Annotated in this window: 21 protein-coding genes; 8 read left to right on the top strand and 13 right to left on the bottom strand. The window is 70.9% G+C overall.

Annotated elements, in window-relative coordinates:
• Window positions 1-14 precede the first annotated feature (14 nt).
• On the top strand, window positions 15-578 hold the full coding sequence (locus IEZ11_RS28020) for a hypothetical protein (RefSeq protein WP_189265680.1): 564 nt from the start codon (window positions 15-17) through the stop codon (window positions 576-578).
• Window positions 579-1,065: 487 nt separating this feature from the next.
• On the opposite strand, the gene tsaE is transcribed toward IEZ11_RS28020, so the two are convergent.
• From tsaE to glmS, 7 genes are all read right to left on the bottom strand, one after another.
• Window positions 1,066-1,578, bottom strand: coding sequence for a tRNA (adenosine(37)-N6)-threonylcarbamoyltransferase complex ATPase subunit type 1 TsaE (gene tsaE / locus IEZ11_RS28015; protein ID WP_189265679.1), 513 nt, complete (start codon window positions 1,576-1,578; stop codon window positions 1,066-1,068).
• The gene (locus tag IEZ11_RS28010) at window positions 1,544-2,809 is read right to left on the bottom strand and encodes an alpha/beta fold hydrolase (protein WP_189265678.1); all 1,266 of its coding nucleotides are present in this window, start codon (window positions 2,807-2,809) and stop codon (window positions 1,544-1,546) included. The genes tsaE and IEZ11_RS28010 overlap by 35 nt, the downstream gene beginning before the upstream one ends.
• Window positions 2,810-2,938: 129 nt before the next feature.
• A complete protein-coding gene (alr, locus tag IEZ11_RS28005) occupies window positions 2,939-4,147 on the bottom strand; it encodes an alanine racemase (RefSeq protein WP_189265677.1) in 1,209 nt (402 codons plus the stop codon).
• A gap of 60 nt (window positions 4,148-4,207) precedes the next feature.
• A complete protein-coding gene (locus tag IEZ11_RS28000; RefSeq protein ID WP_189265676.1) occupies window positions 4,208-5,113 on the bottom strand; it encodes a L,D-transpeptidase family protein in 906 nt (301 codons plus the stop codon).
• Between the two features lie 300 nt (window positions 5,114-5,413).
• A complete protein-coding gene (locus IEZ11_RS27995; protein WP_189265675.1) occupies window positions 5,414-6,865 on the bottom strand; it encodes an NAD(P)H-hydrate dehydratase in 1,452 nt (483 codons plus the stop codon).
• Window positions 6,866-6,968: 103 nt separating this feature from the next.
• Window positions 6,969-7,340 (bottom strand): holo-ACP synthase, encoded by a 372-nt coding sequence (locus IEZ11_RS27990; protein WP_189265674.1) that lies wholly within the window; start codon window positions 7,338-7,340, stop codon window positions 6,969-6,971.
• A 16-nt stretch (window positions 7,341-7,356) separates the two neighbouring features.
• Complete coding sequence (glmS, locus tag IEZ11_RS27985) at window positions 7,357-9,204, bottom strand: glutamine--fructose-6-phosphate transaminase (isomerizing) (protein ID WP_189265673.1); 1,848 nt, start codon at window positions 9,202-9,204, stop codon at window positions 7,357-7,359.
• 174 nt (window positions 9,205-9,378) lie between these two features.
• Between glmS and coaA the strand changes: the two genes are divergently transcribed.
• Window positions 9,379-10,368, top strand: a complete 990-nt coding sequence (gene coaA / locus IEZ11_RS27980; protein ID WP_189265672.1) for a type I pantothenate kinase — start codon at window positions 9,379-9,381, stop codon at window positions 10,366-10,368.
• A gap of 137 nt (window positions 10,369-10,505) precedes the next feature.
• On the opposite strand, the gene glmM is transcribed toward coaA, so the two are convergent.
• The 3 genes from glmM to rplM all read right to left on the bottom strand — a co-directional run bounded on the left by glmM (window position 10,506) and on the right by rplM (window position 13,043).
• Complete coding sequence (gene glmM / locus IEZ11_RS27975; protein WP_189265671.1) at window positions 10,506-11,864, bottom strand: phosphoglucosamine mutase; 1,359 nt, start codon at window positions 11,862-11,864, stop codon at window positions 10,506-10,508.
• A gap of 180 nt (window positions 11,865-12,044) precedes the next feature.
• Window positions 12,045-12,557 carry a 30S ribosomal protein S9 gene (rpsI, locus tag IEZ11_RS27970; protein WP_093499626.1) on the bottom strand — a complete coding sequence of 171 codons (513 nt, stop codon included), beginning with the start codon at window positions 12,555-12,557 and terminating at the stop codon, window positions 12,045-12,047.
• A 42-nt stretch (window positions 12,558-12,599) separates the two neighbouring features.
• On the bottom strand, window positions 12,600-13,043 hold the full coding sequence (gene rplM, locus IEZ11_RS27965) for a 50S ribosomal protein L13 (protein ID WP_020941688.1): 444 nt from the start codon (window positions 13,041-13,043) through the stop codon (window positions 12,600-12,602).
• A 369-nt stretch (window positions 13,044-13,412) separates the two neighbouring features.
• On the opposite strand from rplM, the gene IEZ11_RS27960 reads away from it, so the two are divergent.
• The 6 genes from IEZ11_RS27960 (at window position 13,413) to IEZ11_RS27935 (ending at window position 21,932) form a co-directional block, all read left to right on the top strand.
• Window positions 13,413-14,291, top strand: a complete 879-nt coding sequence (locus tag IEZ11_RS27960; protein ID WP_189265670.1) for a hypothetical protein — start codon at window positions 13,413-13,415, stop codon at window positions 14,289-14,291.
• Window positions 14,292-14,382: 91 nt separating this feature from the next.
• Window positions 14,383-15,828 carry a glycoside hydrolase family 26 protein gene (locus IEZ11_RS27955; RefSeq protein WP_189265669.1) on the top strand — a complete coding sequence of 482 codons (1,446 nt, stop codon included), beginning with the start codon at window positions 14,383-14,385 and terminating at the stop codon, window positions 15,826-15,828.
• Window positions 15,829-16,044: 216 nt separating this feature from the next.
• Window positions 16,045-17,496 (top strand): glycosyltransferase family 2 protein, encoded by a 1,452-nt coding sequence (locus IEZ11_RS27950; RefSeq protein WP_189265668.1) that lies wholly within the window; start codon window positions 16,045-16,047, stop codon window positions 17,494-17,496.
• A gap of 20 nt (window positions 17,497-17,516) precedes the next feature.
• Window positions 17,517-18,743: a glycoside hydrolase family 113 gene (locus IEZ11_RS27945; RefSeq protein WP_229713410.1), complete on the top strand. Its 1,227-nt coding sequence runs from the start codon at window positions 17,517-17,519 to the stop codon at window positions 18,741-18,743.
• 14 nt (window positions 18,744-18,757) lie between these two features.
• The gene (gene manB, locus IEZ11_RS27940; protein WP_189265667.1) at window positions 18,758-19,858 is read left to right on the top strand and encodes a mannose-1-phosphate guanylyltransferase; all 1,101 of its coding nucleotides are present in this window, start codon (window positions 18,758-18,760) and stop codon (window positions 19,856-19,858) included.
• 43 nt (window positions 19,859-19,901) lie between these two features.
• Window positions 19,902-21,932, top strand: coding sequence for an acyltransferase family protein (locus IEZ11_RS27935; RefSeq protein WP_189265666.1), 2,031 nt, complete (start codon window positions 19,902-19,904; stop codon window positions 21,930-21,932).
• A gap of 4 nt (window positions 21,933-21,936) precedes the next feature.
• Here IEZ11_RS27935 and truA read toward each other — a convergent pair whose 3' ends face one another.
• The 3 genes from truA to IEZ11_RS27920 all read right to left on the bottom strand — a co-directional run.
• A complete protein-coding gene (gene truA, locus IEZ11_RS27930) occupies window positions 21,937-22,782 on the bottom strand; it encodes a tRNA pseudouridine(38-40) synthase TruA (protein WP_189265665.1) in 846 nt (281 codons plus the stop codon).
• A gap of 126 nt (window positions 22,783-22,908) precedes the next feature.
• Window positions 22,909-23,406 carry a 50S ribosomal protein L17 gene (rplQ, locus tag IEZ11_RS27925; protein ID WP_189265664.1) on the bottom strand — a complete coding sequence of 166 codons (498 nt, stop codon included), beginning with the start codon at window positions 23,404-23,406 and terminating at the stop codon, window positions 22,909-22,911.
• A 181-nt stretch (window positions 23,407-23,587) separates the two neighbouring features.
• A partial coding sequence (locus IEZ11_RS27920; RefSeq protein ID WP_308426501.1) for a DNA-directed RNA polymerase subunit alpha C-terminal domain-containing protein occupies window positions 23,588-23,878 on the bottom strand: 291 nt, incomplete at its 5' end.

Here is a 23,878-nt window from a genome sequence, read left to right as displayed (position 1 = left end):
CAGAGGTGGCGCACGTGGCAGGGACCAGCTCGGGAGTCGTGGCCGGCCTCACCGCGGCGGCCGTCGGGGTGGTCGGTCTCCTCGCCTACCAGGCCTCGGCCACCGTCCCGCCCGGCCTCGGCGGCAGGTCCGCGGCGAGCCCCGCGCCCGGTGCGCCGGCCGCCAAGGCACCCCGGGACCGCCGTCACCCGACCGCGCTGCCGAACAGTTCCGGGACGGGTGAACGGGTGGTGTACTCGGTGGACGACGACCGGGTCTGGCTCGTCAACGAGCGCGGCCGCGTCGAGCGCACCTTCAAGGTGAACCCCGGCACCGTCGACCCGGCCACGGGCGCCTACTGGGTGACCTCCCGCTCGAAGGCGATCACGGGCACGGACGGCCTCCCCATCGAACACGTGGTCCGCTTCACCACCACGAAGGAGGGCTCGGCGATCGGCTTCAGCGCGGTCACCGCACAACGCGCGGCCGAACCCCCCGACCCCACGGTGAGGACGGGCGGCATCCGCGAGACCCGCCCGGACGGCAGCGCGATGTGGAACTTCGCGACGATCGGGGTGAAGGTGGTCGTGATCCGCTGAGCGGCCACGGATCGGCGGCGCAGCCGCCGCCAGGGGGCGCGGGGAACTGCGCGACCGGACACGACGCACCCGCGGGGACCCACCGGCCGAACCGGCCCAAGCGCTCCGGGGGAGGTACTGCGATCTACCGACTGCCGCGCCGTCGTGGCTGGTCGCGCAGTTCCCCGCGCCCCTTTCGGGGCGCTGCCGAGCCGCCTAGGCAGCCCTGCGGTCCTGCACAACCGGTCTGGAGGCCGGCTCCGGCGCTCTCGGCGGCCGGGACACCGCGTCGGCAGCCGCACACGACGCCAGCAGCTCGCGCATGGAGACCCCGACGACCGTGACCGGTCGCCGCTCCTCGGACTGGGACACGGACACTGGCGCCTCCTGAGGTGCGGGGGCGGAGGTAGTTAGGTACACCTAACTACGGACTGGATACCATGTGACCACGCCCGATACGTCCGGCGCAATATCTTGCCGACGGCTTGTCGGAACGTTCACACGGTCCTCAGGCCGACAGCACGCCCAGATCGGTCCCGTCCCACCGCTCCCCCAGCCCCGCCAGGCTCACGTGCCGTACCTCGTCGGTGGTGTCCCCGACCGCCCGGTGGATCCGGACCATGAGCCGGTCGTCGGTCAGCTCCTCGACCTTGCCCTCGCCCCACTCCACGACGATCACGGACTCGGGCAGCGAGACGTCGAGGTCGAGGTCCTCCATCTCGTCGAGCCCGCCGCCCAGGCGGTACGCGTCGACGTGGACGAGCGGCGGCCCGTCCCCCAGGGCCGGATGCACGCGGGCGATGACGAACGTCGGCGACGTGACGGCCCCGCGCACGCCGAGCCCCTCGCCCAGTCCCCGCGTCAGCGTCGTCTTGCCGGCGCCGAGCTCCCCGCTGAGCATCACGAGGTCACCGGCGCGCAGCAACTTCGCCAGTCGGCGGCCCAGCTCCCCCATCTGCCCGGGGGAGGTGACGATCAACTCGGTCTCAGCCTGGCTGTGCCGTGCTGCTGGTGCTTCCATAGCCACTTACCGTAGCCCCTGCCGGCACGGCCCCCGCGCGGGTGAGCAGGTCGGCGAGGCGGTCGGTGACCACTTCCGGGTGTTCCAGCATGACCAGGTGCCCGGCATCCGGGACGAGCACCAGTTCGGCGTCGGGCAGCAGGTCGGCGATGACCTCGCTGTGCTCGCTGGGTGTCACGAGGTCCTGCACCCCGGCCAGCACCAGCACCGGCAGGTTCTGGAAGTAGGCGAGCGCGGCCGTCTTGTCGTGGTCGGTGAAGGCCGGATAGAACTCGGCGACCACGTCGATCGGCGTCGACTCGATCATCCGCTCCGCGAACCGCTCGACCGCCGGGTCGACGTCCTTGGACGCGAACGAGTACCGCTTGATGATCCCGGCGAAGAGATCGGCGGTGACCCGCCGCCCCTTCTCCACCAGCGCGGCCTGCGTGCCCAGCGCCTTCAGCACCCCGGGGAGCACCCGGCGCACCGCGTTGACACCGGCGATCGGCAGCCCGAAGTTGACCTCACCGAGCCGCCCGGACGACGTCCCGACGAAGGCGGTGGCGACCACCCGTCCCCGGATCAGCTCGGGATACTGGGCGGCCAGCGCCATCACCGTCATCCCGCCCATGGAGTGCCCGACCAGCACGATCGGCCCCTGGGGCACGGCCGCGTCCAGCACGGCCTTCAGGTCCCGGCCCAGCTGGTCGATGGTGAGTTCCACCCCGTCCTCGTGCTGGGCGACGCCCCGCCCGGAGCGGCCGTGGCTGCGCTGGTCCCAGTGCACGGTCCGGACGACCCCGCGCAGGGCCGCCCGCTGGAAGTGCCAGGAGTCCTGGTTGAGGCAGTAGCCGTGGCTGAAGACGACGGTGACGGGCGCGGGTGCCTTGCGGCCGAAGAGCCGGCGGCGGCGCGGCGAGACGGCGGGGCCGAGGTCGGGTTCCACCTCGTCGACCTCGTAGTACAGCTCGGTGCCGTCATCGGCGTACGCCTTGCCGGGCGTACCGCGCAGGGTGCCGTACGGGCCCGCCGAGTCCAGCGCGAGCCGGGCCTTGCGGCGCATCCCGCGGCCGACGGTCATCCGCTCCACGGCGACCCCGGCGGCCGCCCCGGCGGCGAGCACTCCTATGGCGGCTCCGGCGACGCCCGTCACCTTGCGCCAGCTGCCGGAGGCCGCCCCCGTGGCCGAGGCGACGACGGCCACCGCGGCGGCGGCGTCCGCTACGGCCTCCGCACTGCTCTCGCTCACGTACCGCTCCTCTTCGCCGTACTGCTGTTCGCTGCATGGGTGACACGGGTGATGCCGACGAGACAGGTGTTGCTGCTGTTACCGCTGATACAGGTGTAACCGGGTTGTAGCGCCGCCGAACCCCGGACATCAGTTGCCGTCCGCCGGCCCGTCCCCTGGTTCCTGCCCATTCGGTTCCCCGTTCACATAGACGCGGGGAACCCGGCTTCCGATGCGGGTGACGATTTCGTATGCGATCGTGCCCGCGGCCTGGGCCCAGTCCTCGGCGGTGGGCTCGCCCCGGTCGCCCGGACCGAACAGCACGGCCTCCGTACCGACTTCGGGCTCGTCGCCGCCGAGGTCCACGACGAACTGGTCCATGGCGATGCGTCCGGCGACCGTCCGCCACTTGCCGCCGACCAGCACCGGACCGGTGCCGGAGGCGTGGCGCGGGATGCCGTCCGCGTAGCCGACCGGGACGAGTCCCAGGGTGGTCTCGCCGGGCGTGACGTAGTGGTGCCCATAGCTGACACCGTGCCCGCCCGGTACGTGCTTCACCAGGGCGAGGGAGGCGGACAGCGTCATCACGGGGCGCAGCCCGAAGTCGGCCGCGCTGCCCAGCTCGGGGCTGGGTGAGATGCCGTAGAGCGCGATGCCCGTGCGGACCAGGTCGAAGTGGGACTCGGGCAGGGTGAGGGTGGCCGGCGAGTTGGCGATGTGCCGCACCTCGGGGCGCACGCCCTGCTCCTCGGCGTACCCGAGCAGCTCCCGGAAGAGGGCGAGCTGGGCGGCGACGGAGGGGTGGCCGGGCTCGTCGGCGCAGGCGAAGTGCGACCACAGTCCGGTGATCCGGACCAGCCCCGCCGCCTCGGCGCGCAGCGCCTCGCGGACCAGCTCGGGCCAGTCGGCGGGCGGGCAGCCGTTGCGGCCGAGCCCGGTGTCGGCCTTGAGCTGCACGAGCGCGGGGCGACCGGCCGCCCCGGCCGCCTCGGTCACCTCCCGCAGCGCCCACATCCCGCCCACCGACACGTCGAGGCCGGCCTCGACGGCCTCCCGCCACGGCCCGCCCGGGGTCCACAGCCAGCACATGATCCGTACGTCCGCCGGCAGCCCGGGGTCGGCGCGCAGCGCCAGGGCCTCCTCGGGGGTGGCCGTACCGAGCCAGCTCGCGCCCGCCTCGACGGCCGCGCGGGCACACCGGGCATCCCCGTGGCCGTACGCGTCGGACTTCACCACGGCCATCAGGGCCGCGCCCGGCGCGAGGGCACGCAGGGTGCGCACGTTGGCCCGCAGGGCGGCCAGATCGATCTCGGCGCGGGCGCGCAGGGGCGCGGTCGGTGCAGTAGCTGTCTCACTCATCGCGCCCCCAGTGTCTCAGAGGCCTCCGGCAGCCCTTCGGCACAGCCCCCGGTGCGGGGCTCAGGTACCCGTACGGTGACCCCACACGTACACCTTGTCGCCCTTCTTCAGCACGCTCCACAGCTTCTTCGCGTCGCCGAGCTTGAGGTTCACGCAGCCCCAGGAGCCGATGGTGGTGTAGATGGAGCCGTAGACGGCGTGGAAGGCCTGCCCGCCGTCGAAGAACTGGGCATACGGCATGGGCGAGTTGTACAGGGTCGACCAGTGGTTCTTGTGCCGCCAGTAGACGGTGTGCCACCCGGCCCGGGTCGCGTACCCCTTCCTCCCGCTCCGCATCTGCACGGGCCCGTAGATCACCTTGCCGGCCTTCTGCACCCAGGTGACCTGCCGGTTGAGATCGACACAGGCGACCCGGTACGACCTCACGGGGCAGTTCTTCCCGGCGTTGGGGTCCTTCTTCGCCGAGAGGAGCATCATCTGGTACCAGGTGACGGGCCCCGCGAACCCGATGGCCGGCTTGATCCCGTACTGCTTCTGGAACTTCCGGACGGCCTTGCAGTCGGAGACGGACTGCTTCCCGTCCACCTTCAGCTTCAGCCACTGCTCGATCTGCCTCTGATAGGGCCCGGTCAGCTTGGAACAGCTCACCTTGGCGGCGGCGTCACTGAGCGGCACGTACTCGATGAGGTCGTACGTCCCGGGCGCCGCCGCCTTCGGCTCGACGGCGTCCTCCTCGGCGCTGGGCGTGTACACCTTCGGCGCCAGCCTCTGGTCCGGCGTGTCGATCTGCCACGGCTGCCCGGGCCCCGGCGCCACCCCCGGCACCAGGTCCGCCTCGGCAACGGCGGCAGAGGGTTCGGGAGCACCACCGTCAGCGGCGACACTCCCGGTACCGACAGAGACAACGGTCACAGCGGCAACAAGGGTCCCCGCCACCCCACGCACAACACCACACCGCCCACGCATGATTCGTCCACTAATCATGCGATCAGACAACCCTCATCACCCCCCGATCCCGGGGAGCCGCGCGGCGAGGTCACCCGGGGGATGCACGGGCCTCCGGCGGAACGGGGGACAGGGGCGCGGTCTACCGCCGACGCGAGCAGGAGCGCCCCGTCAGGGGCGCGGGGAACTGCGCGCTCAGCCCCCACTCACCCGCAGACTCCCACCGGCCACCGGGCACCGCCGAAATCCGCCGTAGCGGCCGGGTTTCCGCCGCGGCAACAACGAATGCGCGGCGCAGCCGGGTGACGGTGCGGTCTCGGCTTACCGAGTCGGGCGGGTAGGTGGGAAGACACCTCGCCAGGCCGCCCCCAGCTGCCCGGCGACCTCGTGGGCAACCGTCGGCGCCCCCTCCGCCGCGAACCGCCCCGCGAGCCCGTGCAGATACGCCGCCACACTTCCCGCGTCCCGCCCGTCCAGCCCCGACGCCAGCAGCGAACCCGCCAGCCCCGACAGCACGTCCCCGCTCCCGGCGGTGGCCAGCCAGGGCGTCCCCGTCGCGTTCACCCGGACGGCCTCCCCTCCCCCGTCCGCCGCCACCAGCGTCGTCGACCCCTTCAGCAGCACGGTGGCCCGATACGCCGCCGCCAGCTCCCGCACCGCCGCGAGCCGACCGGCCTCGACCTCCTCCCGCCGTACCCCCAACAGCGCCGCCGCCTCCCCGGCATGCGGCGTCATCAGCGTCGGCGCCGTGCGCCCGCGTACCGCGTCCCGGTCGGCGAGCCGCAGCCCGTCCGCGTCGACCAGCACCGGCACCTCCTCCGCCAGCACCTCGGCGACGGCACCGGCGTCGTCGCCGACCCCCGGTCCGACCACCCACGCCTGCACCCGCCCCGCCTTCCGCGGCCCTCCCTCCGACACCAGCGTCTCGGGAAAGCGGGCCAGCACCTCGTCCTTGGCCGGCCCGACGTACCGTACGGCCCCGGCCCCGCCCCGCAACGCCCCGGCGACGGCGAGCACCCCGGCCCCCGGATAGCGCGAAGACCCGGCCGCGATCCCCACCACTCCCCGCCGGTACTTGTCGCTCTCCGCCGACGGCACCGGCAGCAGCCGCGCCACGTCCACGTCCTGCAACGCCTCCAGCGCGGCCGCCCCGGGCAGTTCCAGCCCGATGTCGACCAGCCGTACCGAACCGGCGTACTCCCGCGCCGGATCGATCAGCAGCCCCGGCTTGTGGGTCCCGAACGTCACGGTGAGGTCCGCCCGTACGGCCGCGCCCCGCACCTCGCCGGTGTCCGCCTCCACCCCGCTCGGCAGGTCCACGGCGACGACGGCGGCCCGCGACCGCGCCACGACCGCCGCCAGCCCCGCCGCCTCGGGCCGCAGACCGCCCTTGCCGCCGATCCCCACGATCCCGTCGACGACGAGACCGGCCCGCAGGATCAACTCCTCGGCGGCTGCCGCCGCCACCGCCGTCCCGCCGGCCCGGCGCAGCGCCGTCAGCCCGCCCGCGTGCGTGCGCTCCGGCGCCAGCAGCACCGCCGCGACCCCCGCGCCTCGGCGGGCGAGCCGTGCCCCGGCGTACAGCGCGTCCCCGCCGTTGTCCCCGCTGCCGACCAGCAGCACCACCCGGGTGCCGTACACCCGTCCGAGCAACTCGGCGCAGGCCGCGGCCAGCCCGGCGGCGGCCCGCTGCATCAACGCCCCTTCCGGCAGCCGCGCCATCAACTCCCGTTCGGCAGCCCGTACCGTCTCCACGCCGTAAGCAGTCCGCATGCCCCGAGTCTCCCCGCAACCGCCGGTACGCGCATCCGGCCGCCGCCCCGGACCACCCGTCGGCCCGCCCCGCAGCGCCCTCGGCCCCCCACGCCCCCGCGCGTCACCCCTCCGCGATCACCACCGCCGACGCCACCCCCGCGTCGTGACTGAGCGACACATGCCACGACCGCACGCCGAGTTCCGCCGCGCACGCGGCCACGCTGCCCTGCACCCGCAGCCGTGGCCGCCCGCTGTCCTCGATGAACACCTCGGCGTCCGTCCAGAGCAGTCCGGGCGGCGCGCCCAGCGCCTTGGCCAGTGCCTCCTTCGCCGCGAACCGCGCGGCGAGCGAGGCGACACCGCGCCGCTCGCCACTCGGCAGGAACAACTCCCGCTCCACGAAAAGCCGCCCGGCCAGCCCGGGAGTCCGCTGCAGCGACTCCCGGAACCGGTCGATCTCGGCGACGTCGATACCGACCCCGATGATGCTCATGGTCAGCACCCTAAGGTCACTCCACGGTGACCGACTTGGCGAGGTTGCGCGGCTGGTCCACCTCGTTGCCCCGGGCGGTGGCCAGTTCGCAGGCGAACACCTGGAGCGGGACCGTCGCGACGAGGGGCTGGAGGAGGGTCGGGGTGGCCGGGATGCGGATCAGGTGGTCGGCGTAGGGGACGACCGCCTCGTCGCCCTCCTCCGCGATCACGATGGTGCGGGCGCCCCGGGCCCGGATCTCCTGGATGTTGGAGACGATCTTGTCGTGCAGGACGGACCGGCCGCGCGGGGACGGGACCACGACGACCACCGGCAGGTCCTCCTCGATCAGCGCGATCGGCCCGTGCTTCAGCTCGCCCGCCGCGAAGCCCTCGGCGTGCATGTACGCCAACTCCTTGAGCTTCAGGGCGCCTTCGAGGGCGACCGGGTAGCCGACGTGCCGGCCGAGGAACAGCACCGTCTTCTTGTCGGCGAGGGAGCGGGCCAGTGCCCGTACCGGTTCCATGGTCTCCAGCACCCGCTCGACCTCGCCGGAGATGTGCGAGAGGTCCCGGATCACCGCACTGATCTCGTCGCCCCACTTGGTGCCCCGCACCTGGCCCAGGTACAGCGCCACCAGGTAGCAGGCCACCAACTGGGTCAGGAACGCCTTCGTCGAGGCGACCGCGACCTCCGGCCCGGCATGGGTGTAGAGCACCGCGTCCGACTCCCGCGGGATCGTCGAGCCGTTGGTGTTGCAGATGGCGAGCACCTTCGAGCCCTGTTCCCGGGCGTGCCGCAGCGCCATCAGGGTGTCCATGGTCTCGCCGGACTGCGAGATGGCGATGACGAGCGAGCGCGAGTCCAGGATCGGGTCCCGGTAGCGGAACTCGCTCGCCAGCTCCACCTCGCACGGGATCCGCGTCCAGTGCTCGATGGCGTACTTGGCGATCAGGCCGGCGTGGAAGGCCGTACCGCACGCGACGATGACGACCTTGTCGATCTCCCGGAGTTCGGCGGCGCCGATCCGGACCTCGTCCAGCGTCAGCGAGCCGTTCGCGTCGATGCGGCCCAGGAGCGTGTCGGCGACCGCCTTGGGCTGCTCGGCGATCTCCTTGAGCATGAAGTAGTCATACCCCCCCTTCTCCGCCGCCGACGCGTCCCAGTCGACGTGGTACGGGCGGACGTCCGCCGGGGCGCCGTCGAAGCCCGTCACCGTCACGCCGTCCCGGCGCAGCTCCACCACCTGGTCCTGGCCCAGCTCGATCGCCGACCGCGTGTGGGCGATGAACGCGGCGACGTCCGAGGCGAGAAAGGCCTCGCCCTCTCCGACGCCCACCACCAGCGGGGAGTTCCGGCGCGCGCCCACGACCACGTCGGGGTCGTCGGCGTGCACCGCGACCAGCGTGAACGCGCCCTCCAGCCGCCGGCACACCAGGCGCATCGCCTCGGCGAGATCGGCGGTGCCGGAGAACTCCTCCACGAGCAGGTGCGCGACCACCTCGGTGTCCGTCTCGGACGCGAGGTCGTGTCCGCGCTCCGCCAACTCACCGCGCAGCGCGGCGAAGTTCTCGATGATCCCGTTGTGGACGACGGCGACCCGGCCCGCGTTGTCGAGGTGCGGATGCGCGTTGGCGTCCGTCGGCCCGCCGTGCGTGGCCCAGCGGGTGTGTCCGATGCCGGTGGCGCCGGTCGGCAGCGGCCGCTCCGTCAGCTCCTTCTCCAGGTTCAGCAGTTTCCCGGCCTTCTTCGCCGAGGCCAGCCCGCCGTCCGCGAGCACGGCGACGCCCGCCGAGTCGTACCCCCGGTACTCCAGCCGCTTGAGCCCGGCTACCACCACATCGAGCGCCGACTGCGCCCCCACGTATCCCACGATTCCACACATGAGCGGCAGCCTAGGTGCCATCCCCTGCCCGAACACGGCTCAGCGTGCCCGGAATCGGAAATTAAACCGCCATTCGAAGCCGGACGGCCCGCCCGGACGGCCCGAGCCGCCGCCGGATGCCCCACGTGACCGACCCCACCCCCCACCCCGTTCAAACTCCGTTAACAATGGAATGTGATCTCTCCGGTCTCCCCGATCTCCCGGAGCGCCCACCGGCACAAGCCGGAGGCGACTCCCTACGTCGACCTCACCCGTGCCGAGTGGAGCGCGCTGCGCGACAAGACGCCGCTGCCGCTCACCGCCGAGGAGGTCGAGAAGCTGCGTGGCCTCGGTGACGTCATCGACCTCGACGAGGTGCGGGACATCTACCTCCCGCTGTCGCGGCTGCTCAACCTGTACGTCGGTGCCACCGACGGCCTCAGAGGCGCGCTGAACACCTTCCTCGGCGAACAGGGCTCCCAGTCCGGCACCCCGTTCGTGATAGGCGTCGCCGGCTCGGTGGCCGTCGGGAAGTCCACCGTCGCCCGGCTCCTCCAGGCCCTGCTGTCCCGCTGGCCCGAGCACCCCCGCGTCGAGCTGGTGACGACGGACGGCTTCCTGCTGCCGACCAGGGAGCTCGAAACCCGCGGCCTGATGTCCCGCAAGGGGTTCCCCGAGTCGTACGACCGCCGGGCCCTGACCCGCTTCGTCGCCGACATCAAGGCAGGCAAGGACGAGGTCACCGCCCCCGTCTACTCCCACCTCATCTACGACATCGTCCCGGACCGCAGGCTCACGGTCCGCCGCCCGGACATCCTGATCGTCGAGGGCCTCAACGTGCTCCAGCCCGCGCTCCCCGGGCAGGACGGCCGCACCCGGGTCGGTCTCGCCGACTACTTCGACTTCAGCGTGTACGTCGACGCGAGCACCGAGGACATCGAGCGCTGGTACCTCAACCGGTTCCGCAAACTGCGCGCGACCGCCTTCCAGAACCCGGACTCGTACTTCAGGAAGTACACCCAGGTCTCCGAGGACGACGCCGTCGACTACGCCCGCGGCCTCTGGCGGACCATCAACAAGCCCAACCTGGTGGAGAACATCGCCCCCACCCGAGGCCGCGCCACCCTGGTCGTCAGAAAGGGCCCGGACCACAAGGTGCAGCGCCTGAGGCTGCGGAAGCTGTGAAGCCCCGGTCACCCAAGCGCCCCGTCAGGGGCGCGGGGCTGTGCAGATATGCGGCTGCCGCCGCGCGGGCGCGAGAAGCCACGACGAACCGTGAGCCCGCGACGCACATCCCCCGGCACCCCGAACCCGGAACGGCGTTACCCCAAAGCAGACTTGACGGCGTCCGCCAACCGCCCCGCCACCGACCGCGCCTGCTCGATGTCGGCCGCCTCCACCATCACCCGCACCAACGGCTCGGTCCCCGAAGGGCGAAGCAGGACCCGCCCCGTCTCCCCCAGCTCCCGCTCCGCCTCGGCCACGGCCGCCGCCAGGTCCCCGGACGTCTTCACCCGCGTCCGGTCCACGTCGGGCACATTGATCAGCACCTGCGGCAGCCGCTCCATCACGCCCGCCAGCTCCCGCAGGGACGTCCCGGTCTGCGCGACCCGCGCCGCCAGCAGCAGCCCGGTCAGCGTGCCGTCACCGGTCGTCGCGTGGTCGAGGATGATGACGTGGCCGGACTGCTCGCCGCCGAGGGCATAGCCGTGCTCCTTCATCTCCTCCAGGACGTACCGGTCGCCGACCGCGGTCTGCACCAGGTGCAGCCCCTCCCGCTCCAGCGCCAGCTTGAAGCCGAGGTTGGACATGACGGTGGCGACGACGGTGTCGGCGCGCAGCTCGCCCCGCTCCCGCATGCCGAGGGCGAGTACGGCCATGATCTGGTCGCCGTCGATCTCCTCGCCGGCGTGGTCGACGGCCAGGCACCGGTCCGCGTCCCCGTCGTGGGCGATACCGAAGGCGGCCCCGTGCTCGACGACCGCGGCCTTCAGCGGACCGAGGTGCGTCGAGCCGTAACCGTCGTTGATGTTGAGCCCGTCCGGCTCCGCGCCGATGGTGACGATCTCGGCACCGGCCCGGCGGAACACCTCCGGCGAGACCCCCGCGGCCGCGCCGTGTGCCTCGTCCAGGACGATCTTCAGTCCGTCGAGCCGGTTCGGGAGCACGCCGAGGAGATGGGTGACGTACTGCTCGAAGCCCTCGTCGTACGGCCGGACCCGGCCGACGCCCGCGCCGGTGGGCCGCTCCCAGGGCTCGCCGTGCCGGTGGGAGTCGTACACCGCCTCGATCCGGTCCTCCAGCTCGTCGTCGAGCTTGTGGCCGCCACGGGCGAGGAACTTGATGCCGTTGTCGGGCATGGCGTTGTGGCTGGCGGAGAGCATGACACCGAGGTCGGCGCCGAGCGCGCCGGTCAGGAACGCGACGGCCGGTGTCGGGAGGACTCCCACGGTCAGGACGTCGACGCCGGCGCTGGCCAGGCCCGCGACCACGGCCGCCTCCAGGAACTCCCCGGACGCGCGTGGATCCCGTCCGACGACCGCCGTCGGCCGGTGGCCCTCGAAGGTGCCCGCCTCGGCCAGCACGTGCGCCGCCGCGACGGACAGACCGAGCACCATCTCGGCGGTCAGGTCCGCGTTGGCGACACCGCGCACGCCGTCCGTGCCGAAGAGTCGTCCCACTTGTCCTCCTGAAGAAGCGTCCTTGCTGCCAGGGAATGATGGCAGGCGCTTAGTCATGCGATCACACCAGCCTTTGAGCGTCTTGTGTCGTTATACGCCCTTGACCGGGATAAACGAACGCCCCGACGGCACATGTGGCGTGCCGCCGGGGCGTTCGGAGTACGTGCAGGCAGCTGGTGATTAGCGCTTGCTGTACTGCGGGGCCTTGCGGGCCTTCTTCAGACCGGCCTTCTTGCGCTCGACCGCACGGTCGTCGCGCTTGAGGAAGCCGGCCTTCTTGAGCGGGCCGCGGTTGTTGTCGACGTCGGCCTCGTTCAGCGCACGGGCGACACCGAGACGGAGCGCACCGGCCTGACCGGAGACACCGCCACCCGCGATGCGGGCGACGACGTCGTAACGGCCTTCGAGCTCCAGCACCTTGAAGGGCTCGTTGACTTCCTGCTGGTGCACCTTGTTGGGGAAGTAGTCCTCAAGGGTGCGACCGTTGATCTTCCACTTGCCGGTGCCCGGGACGATCCGGACGCGGGCGATGGCGTTCTTGCGACGGCCCAGGCCGGCGGCCGGCTGCGGGTCGCCGAAGCGGGACGCGAGGGACTCGGAGGTGTACTCGCCCTCGACGGGGACGTCCGACTCCGTGGTGTAGCTGTCGATGTCAAGCTCTTCGAGCGGCTGCTCGGCAGTGGTCTCGGCCACGATGCTCCTCAGATTCTCTTCAGTCTTAGGGGGTGGCCGGAACTACTGCGCGACCTGGGTGATCTCGAACGGCACCGGCTGCTGCGCAGCGTGGGGGTGCACGTCACCCTTGTAGACCTTCAGCTTCGAGAGCATCTGACGGCCCAGCGTGTTCTTGGGGAGCATGCCCTTGACGGCCTTCTCGATGGCTTTCTCGGGGTTCTTGTCCAGCAGCTCGTCGTAGCGGACGGAGCGCAGACCACCCGGGTAGCCGGAGTGGCGGTACGCCATCTTCTGGGTCCGCTTGTTGCCGGACAGGTGCACCTTGTCCGCGTTGATGATGATGACGAAGTCACCGGTGTCGACGTGGGGGGCGTAGATCGGCTTGTGCTTGCCGCGGAGAAGGGACGCGGCAGTGGTGGCGAGACGGCCCAGGACGACGTCCTGAGCGTCAATGACATGCCACTGGCGAGTCACATCGCCGGGCTTGGGGCTGTACGTACGCACTTCGCAGCCTTCTTCTTCAGTGGATGGGTGCTGACACATGGCATCACTGAAGCGATCGTGCAGCTGGGGACGACAATGCCGGGAACGATGCCCGTATGCCGCCCACTGGTAACTGCTCCAGGGAACCTAGGTAGAGGCCACTCCCGTGAGAATGAGCGAGCCAATACACAACGAAGAGCAAGCCTACCGGGGCGGCCCCGGAAGGGTCAAAACGAGCTCCCGAGGGCATCGGGGCGAGCCGTCGTCGACCGCGGCGGAAATCCTCGGCACACGGCCGCACCGGGATGCGCCGTCCTGCCCGCAAAGGTCCCCTATCACCGTTCGTACAGTCGCACCGGTACCCCCCGGCCCCCGTCTAAGATGCGCCCCATGAGTTATGGGCAGGGGGGACCTCAGTCCCAGTGGGATCCGTGGAAACCGCAGTCTCAGCAGCCCTGGAGCAGCGGCACCGGTCAGACTCCGGACTGGGCGTCGCTCGCCGAGGCCTCGGAAACGCGGAACAAGCGCCGCAGAGTGTTCCTCATCGGCGGTGGTGTGGTCGCCACGCTGGCGATCGGCACCGCCGTCGCCATGGCCGTGGTGTCCGCGAACGGCGACGACAACGCCTCCGGCACGCCCACCAACCTGCCGGCGAGCGCCTCGCTGCCCAGTGACACGGCCGGCTCGGTGCCGTCGTTCGCGCCGACCAGCGCGCCGCCGCCGCTGGACCCGGAGGAGTTCATAGCCAGCGTGCAGAAGGACACCGCACCGCTGAGCGCCGAGACCCTCTTCCCGGGCACCCAGCTGACCGTGGGCGAGACGGTGTACAAGAAGGGCCCCACGGCCGACACCAAGAAGTGCGCCACGGCCGCCAAGGGCAGCCTCCCGGACGTCCTGGACAAGGACGGCTGCACGCGCCTGCTGCGGGTCACCTACTTCAAGGACGGCGTCGCGGTGACGGTCGGCGTGGCCGTCTTCAACACCGAGGCACAGGCGGGCAAGGCCAAGACCGAGGCCGACAAGAAGGGCTTCGTGACCGCCCTGGCCGGCTCCGGCGTGAAGTCCTTCTGCGACTCCGGGGTCTGCCGTACGACGACGAACTCGTACGGCCGCTACGCCTACTTCACGACCACCGGTTTCCTGAACGGCAAGGACGTCACCACCAAGGACACCAAGGTCTTCCAGACCGGCGACGACCTGGCGGAGTTCACCTTCCGCCAGATCCGGCGCCGCGGCGAGGCCCAGGCCTCGGCGGCGGCCCAGGGCTGATCCCCCCCTCCCAGCAGGCACGACCCGGCAGGCCACGTCCGCTTCAGGGCAGAATCGGCATCCACGGGGCGGGCCGGGGAGGAATCGGGACATGCGGATGCGCGGGCGGGTCCGGCTCGTCGGGGCCGGGGTGACGGCGGCGCTGCTCGCCCCCCTGACCTGGTGGGCCACCCGGCCCGGCGGTGCCGACGACGCCGGAAGCGGCGGCCCGCGCCAGGTGCCCGCGGACCTGGGCGCCCGGGACCCGCACGCCACCCCCGCCGCCCGCCGGGTCTACGCCCTGCTCGCCGGCCTGGAGAACCGGGCACGGCGCGGCGAGCCGACCCGGACGGTCATCGGCCAGCACGTCGAGCTGCACAACGAGCGCTACAACGCGTCGTACGGCGACTACCGGGGCACCAAGCAGCCCGGCTACTACTACAAGAAGGCCCACGACATCACCGGCAGGTTCCCGGGGTTCGTGGAGCTGGACCTGGGGCCGGGGTACGGACAGCCCGGGTGGGCGGTGGGCGAGCCGCGCTCGTACTCCCGCTCCTCGTGGCCGAGCTGCCGCGACCGCTGGGGGTACGTCGACGACGCGGTGGACCTGGCGCTCGGGGTGTGGGCGGGGCTGCCCCGGCCGGCCGACGGGTCGTACCACCCCTCGGGCACGCATCTCGACTGCGCCTCCGGGACCCGGGTGAGCCTGCCGGACAACGGGGGCGGCCCGGCGGGCATCGTCGGCTTCTCCTTCCACCAGCCCTACCCGGGCAGCACCGTCAAGGGCTTCGAGGAGACCCGGTACCAGAACTCCCCCGCGGCCAAGGACAGCGGCTGGTTCGGCCGGGTGGTCACCCAGGGCACCGCCGAGCACCGGGCCCTGCTGCTGGACCTCGGCTTCCTCGCCGACCACCTGGGCTACCTGGCGGAGCACGGGGTGCCGGTCCTGCTGCGGCCGTACCACGAGATGAACGCCAGGCCGGGCCACGGCTTCTGGTGGGCCGGGCAGGATCCGGCCGCCTACCGCAAGCTGTGGCGTGTCACGTACGACTACCTGGTGAACAGCTGCGGCCTGCACAACCTGATCTTCGTCTGGGCGCCCGGCGCCTGGGAGGGCACCTTCGCGCGGGAGCCCGGTGACTACTACCCGGGCGGGCGGTACGTCGACGTGGTGGGCGTGGACGACTACAGCGACACCCCCCGGCGGCCGTTCCGGGGCAGGCCCTGGACCCAGGTCTGGTACCAGGGCCTGGAGCGCTACGACCGGCCCCGCGCGATGGCCGAGTCCTTCTACGTTCCGCTCGGTTCCGCCCGGCACAGCACACTTTCGGACACCCCGTGGGTGCTCTGGACGGTGTGGGGCCAGGCCCTGACCTACGCCAACGTCTCCACCCCGAGCGGCCGGAACACCTCCGAAGACGTGCGGACGACTTATGCGTCTTCGCAGGTCATCACCGGTGGCGGGGGCAGGTCGCCAGGCTTCGACCGGACTTCGTTGCACACCACATACGTTTATTACTTTCCCACTACATCTTGCTCATCGGAACTTCATAGCTGATTCTTACGTGGCAAGATTTGAGTTCTTGTGTGGCTGGCGGCGCAGGTCGCCCGGGGGGGCATCCGAGCCGGCCGCAGAACCGCCTGAAGAAGGCGCCGGGGGACATCATCACGGCCCGGAGCGAGGCGGGTGGGACGAGGTTGCTCGTGTCACCCGTCCCGTCACCGTGCCATGCCGTCCGGCCGCCACCGATCTCACGGAAGAGCATGTAGCCGTATGGCATCGACAGTGGTCGACGGGGGAACCCCGCATTCGCGACACAACGCGAAGCTGGCCAAGCGCACCGCCTCGTGGAAACCCGGCATCCTGCCGTTCCTGCTGCCGTTCGTCCTCCTGGTCGTCTTCGGACTCTGGTCCTACCGGCCCAGTTCCTCGCTGATGAGCTGGATCCTGACGGTCGTCTGGTCCCTGCCGGCGGCCGGTGTGCTGATCGGTCTCCAGGGCGCCCTGCTGATCCGCCGCCGGGTCCGCAAGAGCGACCGGATGACCCCGCCCGCACCGGCCGAGCAGGACTTCCTGATCGCGCTGTGCCCGACCATCGGACGGCACGACACGTACCCGGCCCTGGAGCGCTCGATCCTCTCCTACGTCGAGCACCTGCCGGAGTGGTTCCCCTACATGCGGGTCGACATCCTCACCGAGGAGGGCTGCGAGGCCGCGGCGGACATCGACCGCCTCGCCGACTCCCACCCGCTGATCCGGGTGATCACCGTCCCCAAGGACTACGTCCCGGCCAACGGCACCCGCTTCAAGGCCCGCGCCAACCACTACGCCCACGAGCTGCGGATCGCCGAGGGCGAGGCCCTCGAATACGTCTGGGTGCTGCACATGGACGACGACACCGGTGTCGGCCCGGACACCGCGGCCTCGCTCGCCCAGTTCATCAACCGGCAGCGCCGTGCGACCCCCGAAGAGGTCAAGCACATGGCGCAGGGCATCCTGACCTACCCCCGCGAGAACGCGGTCAGCCTCTTCACCTGGCTGGCCGACGCGGTGCGCCCCGCCGACGACATCGCCCGCTTCCGGGCCCTGACCGGCCTCGGCACCCCGGCAGCCGGAGTGCACGGCGAGCTGCTGGTGCTACGCGCGTCAATCGAGGCCGAGATCGGCTGGGACTTCGGCCCCAAGGAGATCGTCGAGGACGCCCGGCTCGCCCTGACCTTCTGCCGCAGGTACCCGGGCCGCAGCGACTGGTTCAACGGGCGCTGCTACGGCGCCTCGCCCGCCAACGCGGCCGACTTCGTCAAGCAGCGCGAACGCTGGGCCTGGGGCCTGGTGGCGCTCTGCTGCAACCGGGCGGTGCCGCTGCGCTACCGCTGGTTCCTGTCGATCTGCGTGGCCACCTGGATCCTCGGTCCGCTCCAGCACATCGGCGCCGTGCTGCTCGCCGGCTGGCTGATCAACGACATGAACACCTCGCCGGTGACCCAGTCCGTCGTCCTGCTCTGGGCTCTGAACTTCGCCTACGTCATCTGGACGTACTGGGAGGGGCTGCGGCTGAACGCGCTCGCGTCGCTCAGCGGCCGGCGCAGGTGGTGGGAGCCGATCGTCGTGGTCGCGTGCATCCCCGTCTTCTCCGTGCTGGAAGGGCTCGGCGGCTTCAAGGGCTTCGTGAAGTTCGTCCGGCGCGAGGAGAACAAGTTCGTCGTGATCGCCAAGCCCGCCTGACCCGGAAGACACCCACTGACATGCGTTCGCGACTGCCCCTGCTCGCCATCTTCCCGGTGGCCGTGCTCACCCTCGTGGTGGGCACCCCGTTCGTCCTCGGCGACCACCCGGTGCGCTGGCAGGCGGGCTCGGCCCTGCCCCGCCTCGTCCTCGACGACCCCGCCGAGTCCACCACCCCGGACGACGGCACCCGCCCCGGTACGACAGCCGCCTCCCCCTCCGCGTCCGCCGAGGACCTCCAGGTCGCCAAGGTCTGGAAGGCGGGCATGCCGCAGTGGGGCGTGCAGATCTACTGGGAGGACGACCGGAAGACCCTCTCCGGCGACTTCGTCGAGAAGCAGGCCCGCAAACAGGCCGAGTACCTGATCGGGCTGGGCGCCAACTCGGTGTCGGTCTCCTTCCCCTTCTATACGAAGAGCGGCACGTCCGACGAGGTGTGGGCGGGGGCGAAGACGCCGACCCCGCAGCGGCTGGAGCGGGTCCTGAAGGTGTTCAAGGACGCCGGTTTCCGCACCCGGTTGCGCCCGATCATGGACGAGTCGTCCCTGAAGCCCGAGGACGGCTGGCGCGGCGACGTCGAGCCCGCCTCCCGCTCCGCCTGGTTCGCCTCGTACAGGAAGCTCGTCACCCCGTACCTCAAGGCCGCCGACGAGACGAGGACGAACACCTTCGTGATCGGCACCGAACTCAACTCCCTGGAGGGCGACCCGGGCTGGAACACCCTGGTCGACTCCGCCGAGAAGACCTTCTCCGGCGAGATCGCCTACGACGCCAACTGGGACAACTACGTCACGGGCCGCATCAACATGCCCGTCAACCACCTCGGCGTCGACGCCTACTTCCCCGTCAAGGTGCCGGACACCGCACCCGTGAAGGACCTGGTCGACGGCTGGGACAAGTGGCTGGACCGGAAGGCGACCGGCACCCTGCCGAAGATCCTCGTCTCCGAGTCCGGCATCGGTGCCATGAACGGCGCCTACCACGCCCCGGGCGACTTCTACAGCCATCGCAAGGTCAACACGAAGGTGCAGGCCAACTGGTACACGGCCGTCTGCCAGGTCGTCCAGGAGCGGCACATGCAGGGCGTGTACTGGTGGTCGATCCACTTCGAGGACGACCCCAACACCCCGCCGGACGACAGGACGGCCTCCCGGCTCGACTTCGCGGGCCGTCCCCTGAGCGAGAAGGCCATCAAGGCCTGTTTCGCCTCCGACTACGCGGGCCCCGGCACCGGCACCACGAGCTGACCGAGCGAGGAATCATGCAGGAAGCCATCATCCTCGTGGGCGGCAAGGGAACCCGCCTGCGACCGCTGACCAACCACACCCCCAAGCCGCTGCTCGGGGTCGCGGGTGCCTCCTTCATCCGGCACCAGATCGCCAAGCTGACCGCGGCCGGCGTCGGGCACGTGGTCTTCGCGACCTCGTATCTCGCGAGCCTCTTCGAGGAGGAGTTCAAGGACTTCTCCCAGGACCTGGCGATCTCGTACGCCGTGGAGGAGGTCCCCCTCGGCACGGGCGGGGCGATCCGCAACGCCGGCCGGCTGCTGCGCGGCGACACGCCGGACGCCCCGGTCCTCGTCCTCAACGGCGACATCCTGTCCGGCGTCGACCTCGGCGCCCTGCTGGCGCACCACGAGGCCCGGGGCGCGGACGTCACCCTGCATCTCACCCGGGTCGCCGACCCGCGCGCCTTCGGCCTGGTCCCCACCGACGGGGCGGGCCGGGTGCTCTCCTTCCTGGAGAAGCCGAAGACGCCGCAGGAGTGCGTCACCGACCAGATCAACGCGGGCTGCTACGTCTTCCGGCGGTCCGTCCTGGACGCCATCCCGGGCGACCGGGAGGTCTCCGTCGAGCAGGAGACCTTCCCCCGGCTCGTCGCGGGCGGCGGGCGGGTCTTCGGCCACACCACCGACGACTACTGGCGCGACCTCGGCACCCCGCTGGCCTTCGTGCACGGCTCCGCCGACCTGATCACCGGCAGGGCGGCCTCGCCCCTGGTGCAAGGAGCGGCCGAGGCCCTGATCGACCCCACCGCCGTGGTGCACCCGACCGCACGCGTGACCGGCGGCTCGACGATCGGGCCGGGCGCCGTGATCGGCCCGCACGTGGTCGTCCACCGCTCCATCATCGGCGCCCACGTCACCGTCGCCGACGGTGCCCTGGTGCACGAGTCCGTGGTGGACCACGACTCCACGATCGGCACCGAATCGATTCTTCGTGAGGTCGTCGTGGGCTGCCACACCCATGTCGGCGCCCAGAACGAACTGCCCGCCCAGCTGCGGCTGTCGTGCGGCATCCGCATCCCCGCCCAGGGCGTGCGCGTCAGCGGTACGGCTGTCGCCTGCCCGACGGTCCACTGAAGCCGCCGCCCGGCCCGGACAGTCACCGGACTACTGGAGAGACGTGACCAGCCATCGTTCATCGGCCGCGGAGACAGAACGCCTTCGCAAGTACCGGCCGGACATCCAGGGCCTGCGTGCCGTCGCCATCATCATGGTCGTCTGCATGCACACCGGCATCCTCGACATCCACGGTGGCGTGGACGTCAGCTTCGTGCTCAGCGGCTTCCTCATCGGCAGCCAGCTGCTCGCCGAGATCGACAGGACCGGCAAGGTGTCCCTGAGCAGGTTCTGGGCCCGCCGCTTCCGCCGCCTGGCCCCGGGCGCCGCCCTCACCATCGTCGCCACCGGCGTCCTGTCCTGGCTCTACGCGAGCCCGTTCAGCTTCCGCAGCTACATGGACGACGGGCTCGCCGCCTCGCTGAGCGTCATCAACTGGCGGCTGGCCGAGAACGGCACCGACTACTTCGCCAACGACGGCAGCCAGTCCCCGTACCAGCACTTCTGGTCACTGGGCATCGAGGAGCAGTTCTACCTCGCCACCCCGATCGTGCTCGTCGTCGTGGCCTGGCTCAGCAGGCTCGTGTTCCGCCGCAACCGGGTCCTGGTCGGCGTGGTCCTGATGGCCGTGGTGGGCGGCTCGTTCCACCTGGGCTACACCGAGACCACCAGCAACCAGCCGCTGGCCTACTTCGGCACCCAGTCCCGCATCTGGGAACTCGCCTTCGGTGTCCTGCTCGCGCTCTGGGCTCCCGTGATCTCCCGCATGCCGCGGGGCCTGGCCGCGGTCGTCTCCTGGCTCGGCCTGGCCACCACCCTGGTCACCGGCCTGCTGATCACGGAGAACACCCCGCTGCCGGGATACGCCGTCCTCGGCCCCGTGCTCGGCGCCTGGCTGATCATCGCCGGCGGCTGCGCCAACCCGCGCCTCGGCGTGGAGCGGCTCCTCGACAACCCGGTCCTCGACTTCATCGGCAAGGTCAGCTACGGCTGGTACCTGTGGCACTGGCCGCTGCTGATCCTCTGGCCGCACATCATCGGCTGGGAGTTCGGCTACTCGGACCGCTTCCGGGTGGCGGTCCTCTCCTTCCTCGTCGCCATCGCGACGCACTACGTCGTCGAGAAGCGTTTCCGGGAGAACGTGAAGCTCGTCGTCCGCCCCTGGCGGGGCATCCTCACCGGCGGCACCCTGACGGCCACTTCCGCCGTCGCCATGGTGGTCGCCCTCCAGGTACCGCTCAACCTGTCCTTCGGCACCGCGGGCACCGCCGCCGCCCTCACCGGCTTCGACGGCACCAGGTCCGTGGAGCGGGCGGTGACCGAACGCAGCGCCCCCGAGATCAGCGAGAGCGCGCTGCTGAAGTCCCCGGACGACCGGGGCGACCACGGCTGCATCGACCAGCTGCTGGTCACCAGCTTCACCCCGCACGACGACTGCGTCATCGGCGACCGGACGTCGGACCGGACCATGGTGCTGCTCGGCGACTCGCACGCCTACCAGTGGGGCAACGCCTTCGACACGCTCGGCCGCAAGCTGCACGTCAAGGTCGTCACGGTGATCAAGAGCGGCTGCTCCCCCGAGGTCTACAAGATCACTCGCGAGGACCTGGGACGCGCGTACACGGAGTGCCCGCAGTGGCGCACGACCGCCCTCGCCTACATCAAGAAGCTCAAGCCGGACGTCATCGTGGTGGCCAACCGCGTGCAGTACACGACCGTGCGCGCGGGCGCCGTGGACACGTTCAGGAAGCTCAGGGCCATGGGCTCGGAGCTGGTCTACCTGGCCGACACCCCGAAGCCGACCTTCAACATCCCGGACTGCCTGGCGGAGAACTCGGCCCACCCCGCCGAGTGCACCCTGGCCTCCGAGACCGCCGTCGACCTGCCCGACTTCCGCAAGCTGGAACGCGAGGTCGCCGAGGAGTACGGGGCCACGGTCATCAACCCGCTCCCCGCCTTCTGCGCGAACGGCTACTGCCCCGCGGTGATCGGCGGGCACGTCGTCTACTGGGACAACAGCCACATGACCGGCGGCTACGCCAAGTCCCTCGAACCCTTCCTGGAGCCGACCTTCAGGAAGGTCCTGGCCGGCTGACTCCTCAGACCGTCCGCACCCGTACCCGGCGTGCCTGCCGCTGCCGTTCCAGCAGCTGGTCGGCCGCCGGGTACGCGACCTCCTCCAGGGTCAGCCCGTGCGGCCGTACGACATGCACGGCACTGTCCCGCACCCCCGCGTCCAGCACCTTCCGCGGCCACTCCACGCCCCGGTGCCCGTCCCCCACGAACAGCAGCGCGCCGACCATCGACCGCACCTGGTTGTGGCAGAAGGCGTCGGCGCGGACCTCGATCTCGACGACCCCGTCACCGCGCCGGCTCACCCCGAAGCCGAGGATCTCCCGGATGGTCGTCGCGCCCTCGCGCTTCTTCGCATAAGCGGCGAAGTCGTGTTCCCCCACCAACGACTTCGCTGCGGCGTCCATCACCTCGACGTCCAGCTCCCAGTCGTGCCACAGCACGTGGTTGCGCAGCAGCGGGTCCACGCCTCCCGGCCGGTCCCCGACCCGGTACACGTACCGCCGCCACAGCGCCGCGAACCGCGCGTTGAACCCCGCCGGCGCCTCGCCGACCGACCACACCCGCACGTCCTTCGGCAGCCGCCCCGCGAGCCGCTTCAGCAGCTTCTCCCGCTGCTCCTCCCACACCCCGGCCGGCAGATCGACATGCGCCACCTGTCCCCGCGCATGCACCCCCGCGTCCGTCCGCCCGGCCACGGTCAGCTCGTACCCGGCGTCCCGCGACCGCGTGACGACCCGCAGCGCGTCCTCGATCTCCCCCTGCACGGTCCGCTTCCCCCCGGCCTGCTTGGCCCAGCCGTGGAAGTGGGACCCGTCGTAGGACAGGTCGAGACGGATACGGACGTGGCCGGGCTGAACGTCGTCACTCACAGGGAAATCCTCTCAGGACAAGAAAAGCGGGCCCGTCCCTGGAAAGGAACGGGCCCACTGACGCGCCCCCGAAGGGGCGCGGGGAACTGCGCGAGCAACCACGACGGCGCCGCAGCCAAAGGACGCTTACGCCTCCTTGGACTCCTCGGCAGCCTCGTCGGCCGGAGCCTCGTCGGCCTTGGTCTCCTCGACCTTGGTCTCCTCGGCCTCCTTGACCGCACGCTTCGTCGCGGCCTCGGCCTCACCGGTCGCCTGCTGGGCAACCGTCAGCGCCTCGACCAGCTCGATGACAGCCATGGGCGCGTTGTCGCCACGACGGTTACCGATCTTGGTGATGCGGGTGTAGCCACCGGGACGGTTCTCGTACCGCGGGCCGATCTCGGTGAAGAGCGTGTGCACGATGCTCTTGTCCGTGATGACCTGGAGCACCTGACGGCGGTTGTGAAGGTCGCCCTTCTTCGCCTTGGTGACCAGACGCTCGGCGTACGGGCGCAGACGGCGCGCCTTGGCCTCGGTGGTGGTGATGCGGCCGTGCTCGAAGAGCGCCTTCGCGAGGTTCGCGAGGAGCAGCTTCTCGTGCGCGGCACTGCCGCCCAGACGGGCACCCTTGGTGGGCTTCGGCATGGTTCTTCTCCTGTGTGTCTGCTCCGGCCGTGTCAGGTACCGAAGTCAGTATCCGAGCGGGCGGTCGCCCGTCGGAGATCCGGAGGCAGCCCCGCAGGGGCGCCTCCGGAAGGGGCGCGGGGAACTGCGCGATCAAGCACAGCGCACCCGCACCCGGGTACGGACCGTATGGCCCGAGCTCCTAGTACTGCTCGGTCTCCACGAAGCCCGCGTCCACGTCGTCGTCCGCGCCGAAGGCGTCGGCCGCAGCCGTGGGGTCGAATCCGGGCGGGCTGTCCTTCAGGGCCAGGCCCATGCCGGCCAGCTTCGCCTTGACCTCGTCGATGGACTTCGCACCGAAGTTGCGGATGTCCAGGAGGTCCGCCTCGGAGCGTGCCACGAGCTCACCCACGGAGTGGATGCCCTCACGCTTGAGGCAGTTGTAGGAGCGGACCGTGAGCTCCAGCTCCTCGATCGGCAGCGCGAGGTCGGC

The sequence above is a fragment of the Streptomyces fuscichromogenes genome, assembly GCF_014645815.1.
GTDB lineage: Bacteria > Actinomycetota > Actinomycetes > Streptomycetales > Streptomycetaceae > Streptomyces > Streptomyces fuscichromogenes.
Note: the sequence above shows the minus strand (reverse complement) of the source record. Positions and strands in the feature narration are given on the sequence as shown.

What these genes read in the sequence shown, in the direction of transcription:
- tsaE (WP_189265679.1), bottom strand. Translation starts at nt 1,578, where the DNA reads ATGGAAGCACCAGCAGCACGGCACAGCCAGGCTGAGACCGAGTTGATC.
- alr (WP_189265677.1), bottom strand. Translation starts at nt 4,147, where the DNA reads ATGAGTGAGACAGCTACTGCACCGACCGCGCCCCTGCGCGCCCGCGCC.
- IEZ11_RS28000 (WP_189265676.1), bottom strand. Translation starts at nt 5,113, where the DNA reads ATGCGTGGGCGGTGTGGTGTTGTGCGTGGGGTGGCGGGGACCCTTGTT.
- IEZ11_RS27995 (WP_189265675.1), bottom strand. Translation starts at nt 6,865, where the DNA reads ATGCGGACTGCTTACGGCGTGGAGACGGTACGGGCTGCCGAACGGGAG.
- IEZ11_RS27990 (WP_189265674.1), bottom strand. Translation starts at nt 7,340, where the DNA reads ATGAGCATCATCGGGGTCGGTATCGACGTCGCCGAGATCGACCGGTTC.
- glmS (WP_189265673.1), bottom strand. Translation starts at nt 9,204, where the DNA reads ATGTGTGGAATCGTGGGATACGTGGGGGCGCAGTCGGCGCTCGATGTG.
- IEZ11_RS27960 (WP_189265670.1), top strand. Translation starts at nt 13,413, where the DNA reads ATGAGTTATGGGCAGGGGGGACCTCAGTCCCAGTGGGATCCGTGGAAA.
- IEZ11_RS27955 (WP_189265669.1), top strand. Translation starts at nt 14,383, where the DNA reads ATGCGGATGCGCGGGCGGGTCCGGCTCGTCGGGGCCGGGGTGACGGCG.
- IEZ11_RS27950 (WP_189265668.1), top strand. Translation starts at nt 16,045, where the DNA reads ATGGCATCGACAGTGGTCGACGGGGGAACCCCGCATTCGCGACACAAC.
- IEZ11_RS27945 (WP_229713410.1), top strand. Translation starts at nt 17,517, where the DNA reads ATGCGTTCGCGACTGCCCCTGCTCGCCATCTTCCCGGTGGCCGTGCTC.
- manB (WP_189265667.1), top strand. Translation starts at nt 18,758, where the DNA reads ATGCAGGAAGCCATCATCCTCGTGGGCGGCAAGGGAACCCGCCTGCGA.
- rplQ (WP_189265664.1), bottom strand. Translation starts at nt 23,406, where the DNA reads ATGCCGAAGCCCACCAAGGGTGCCCGTCTGGGCGGCAGTGCCGCGCAC.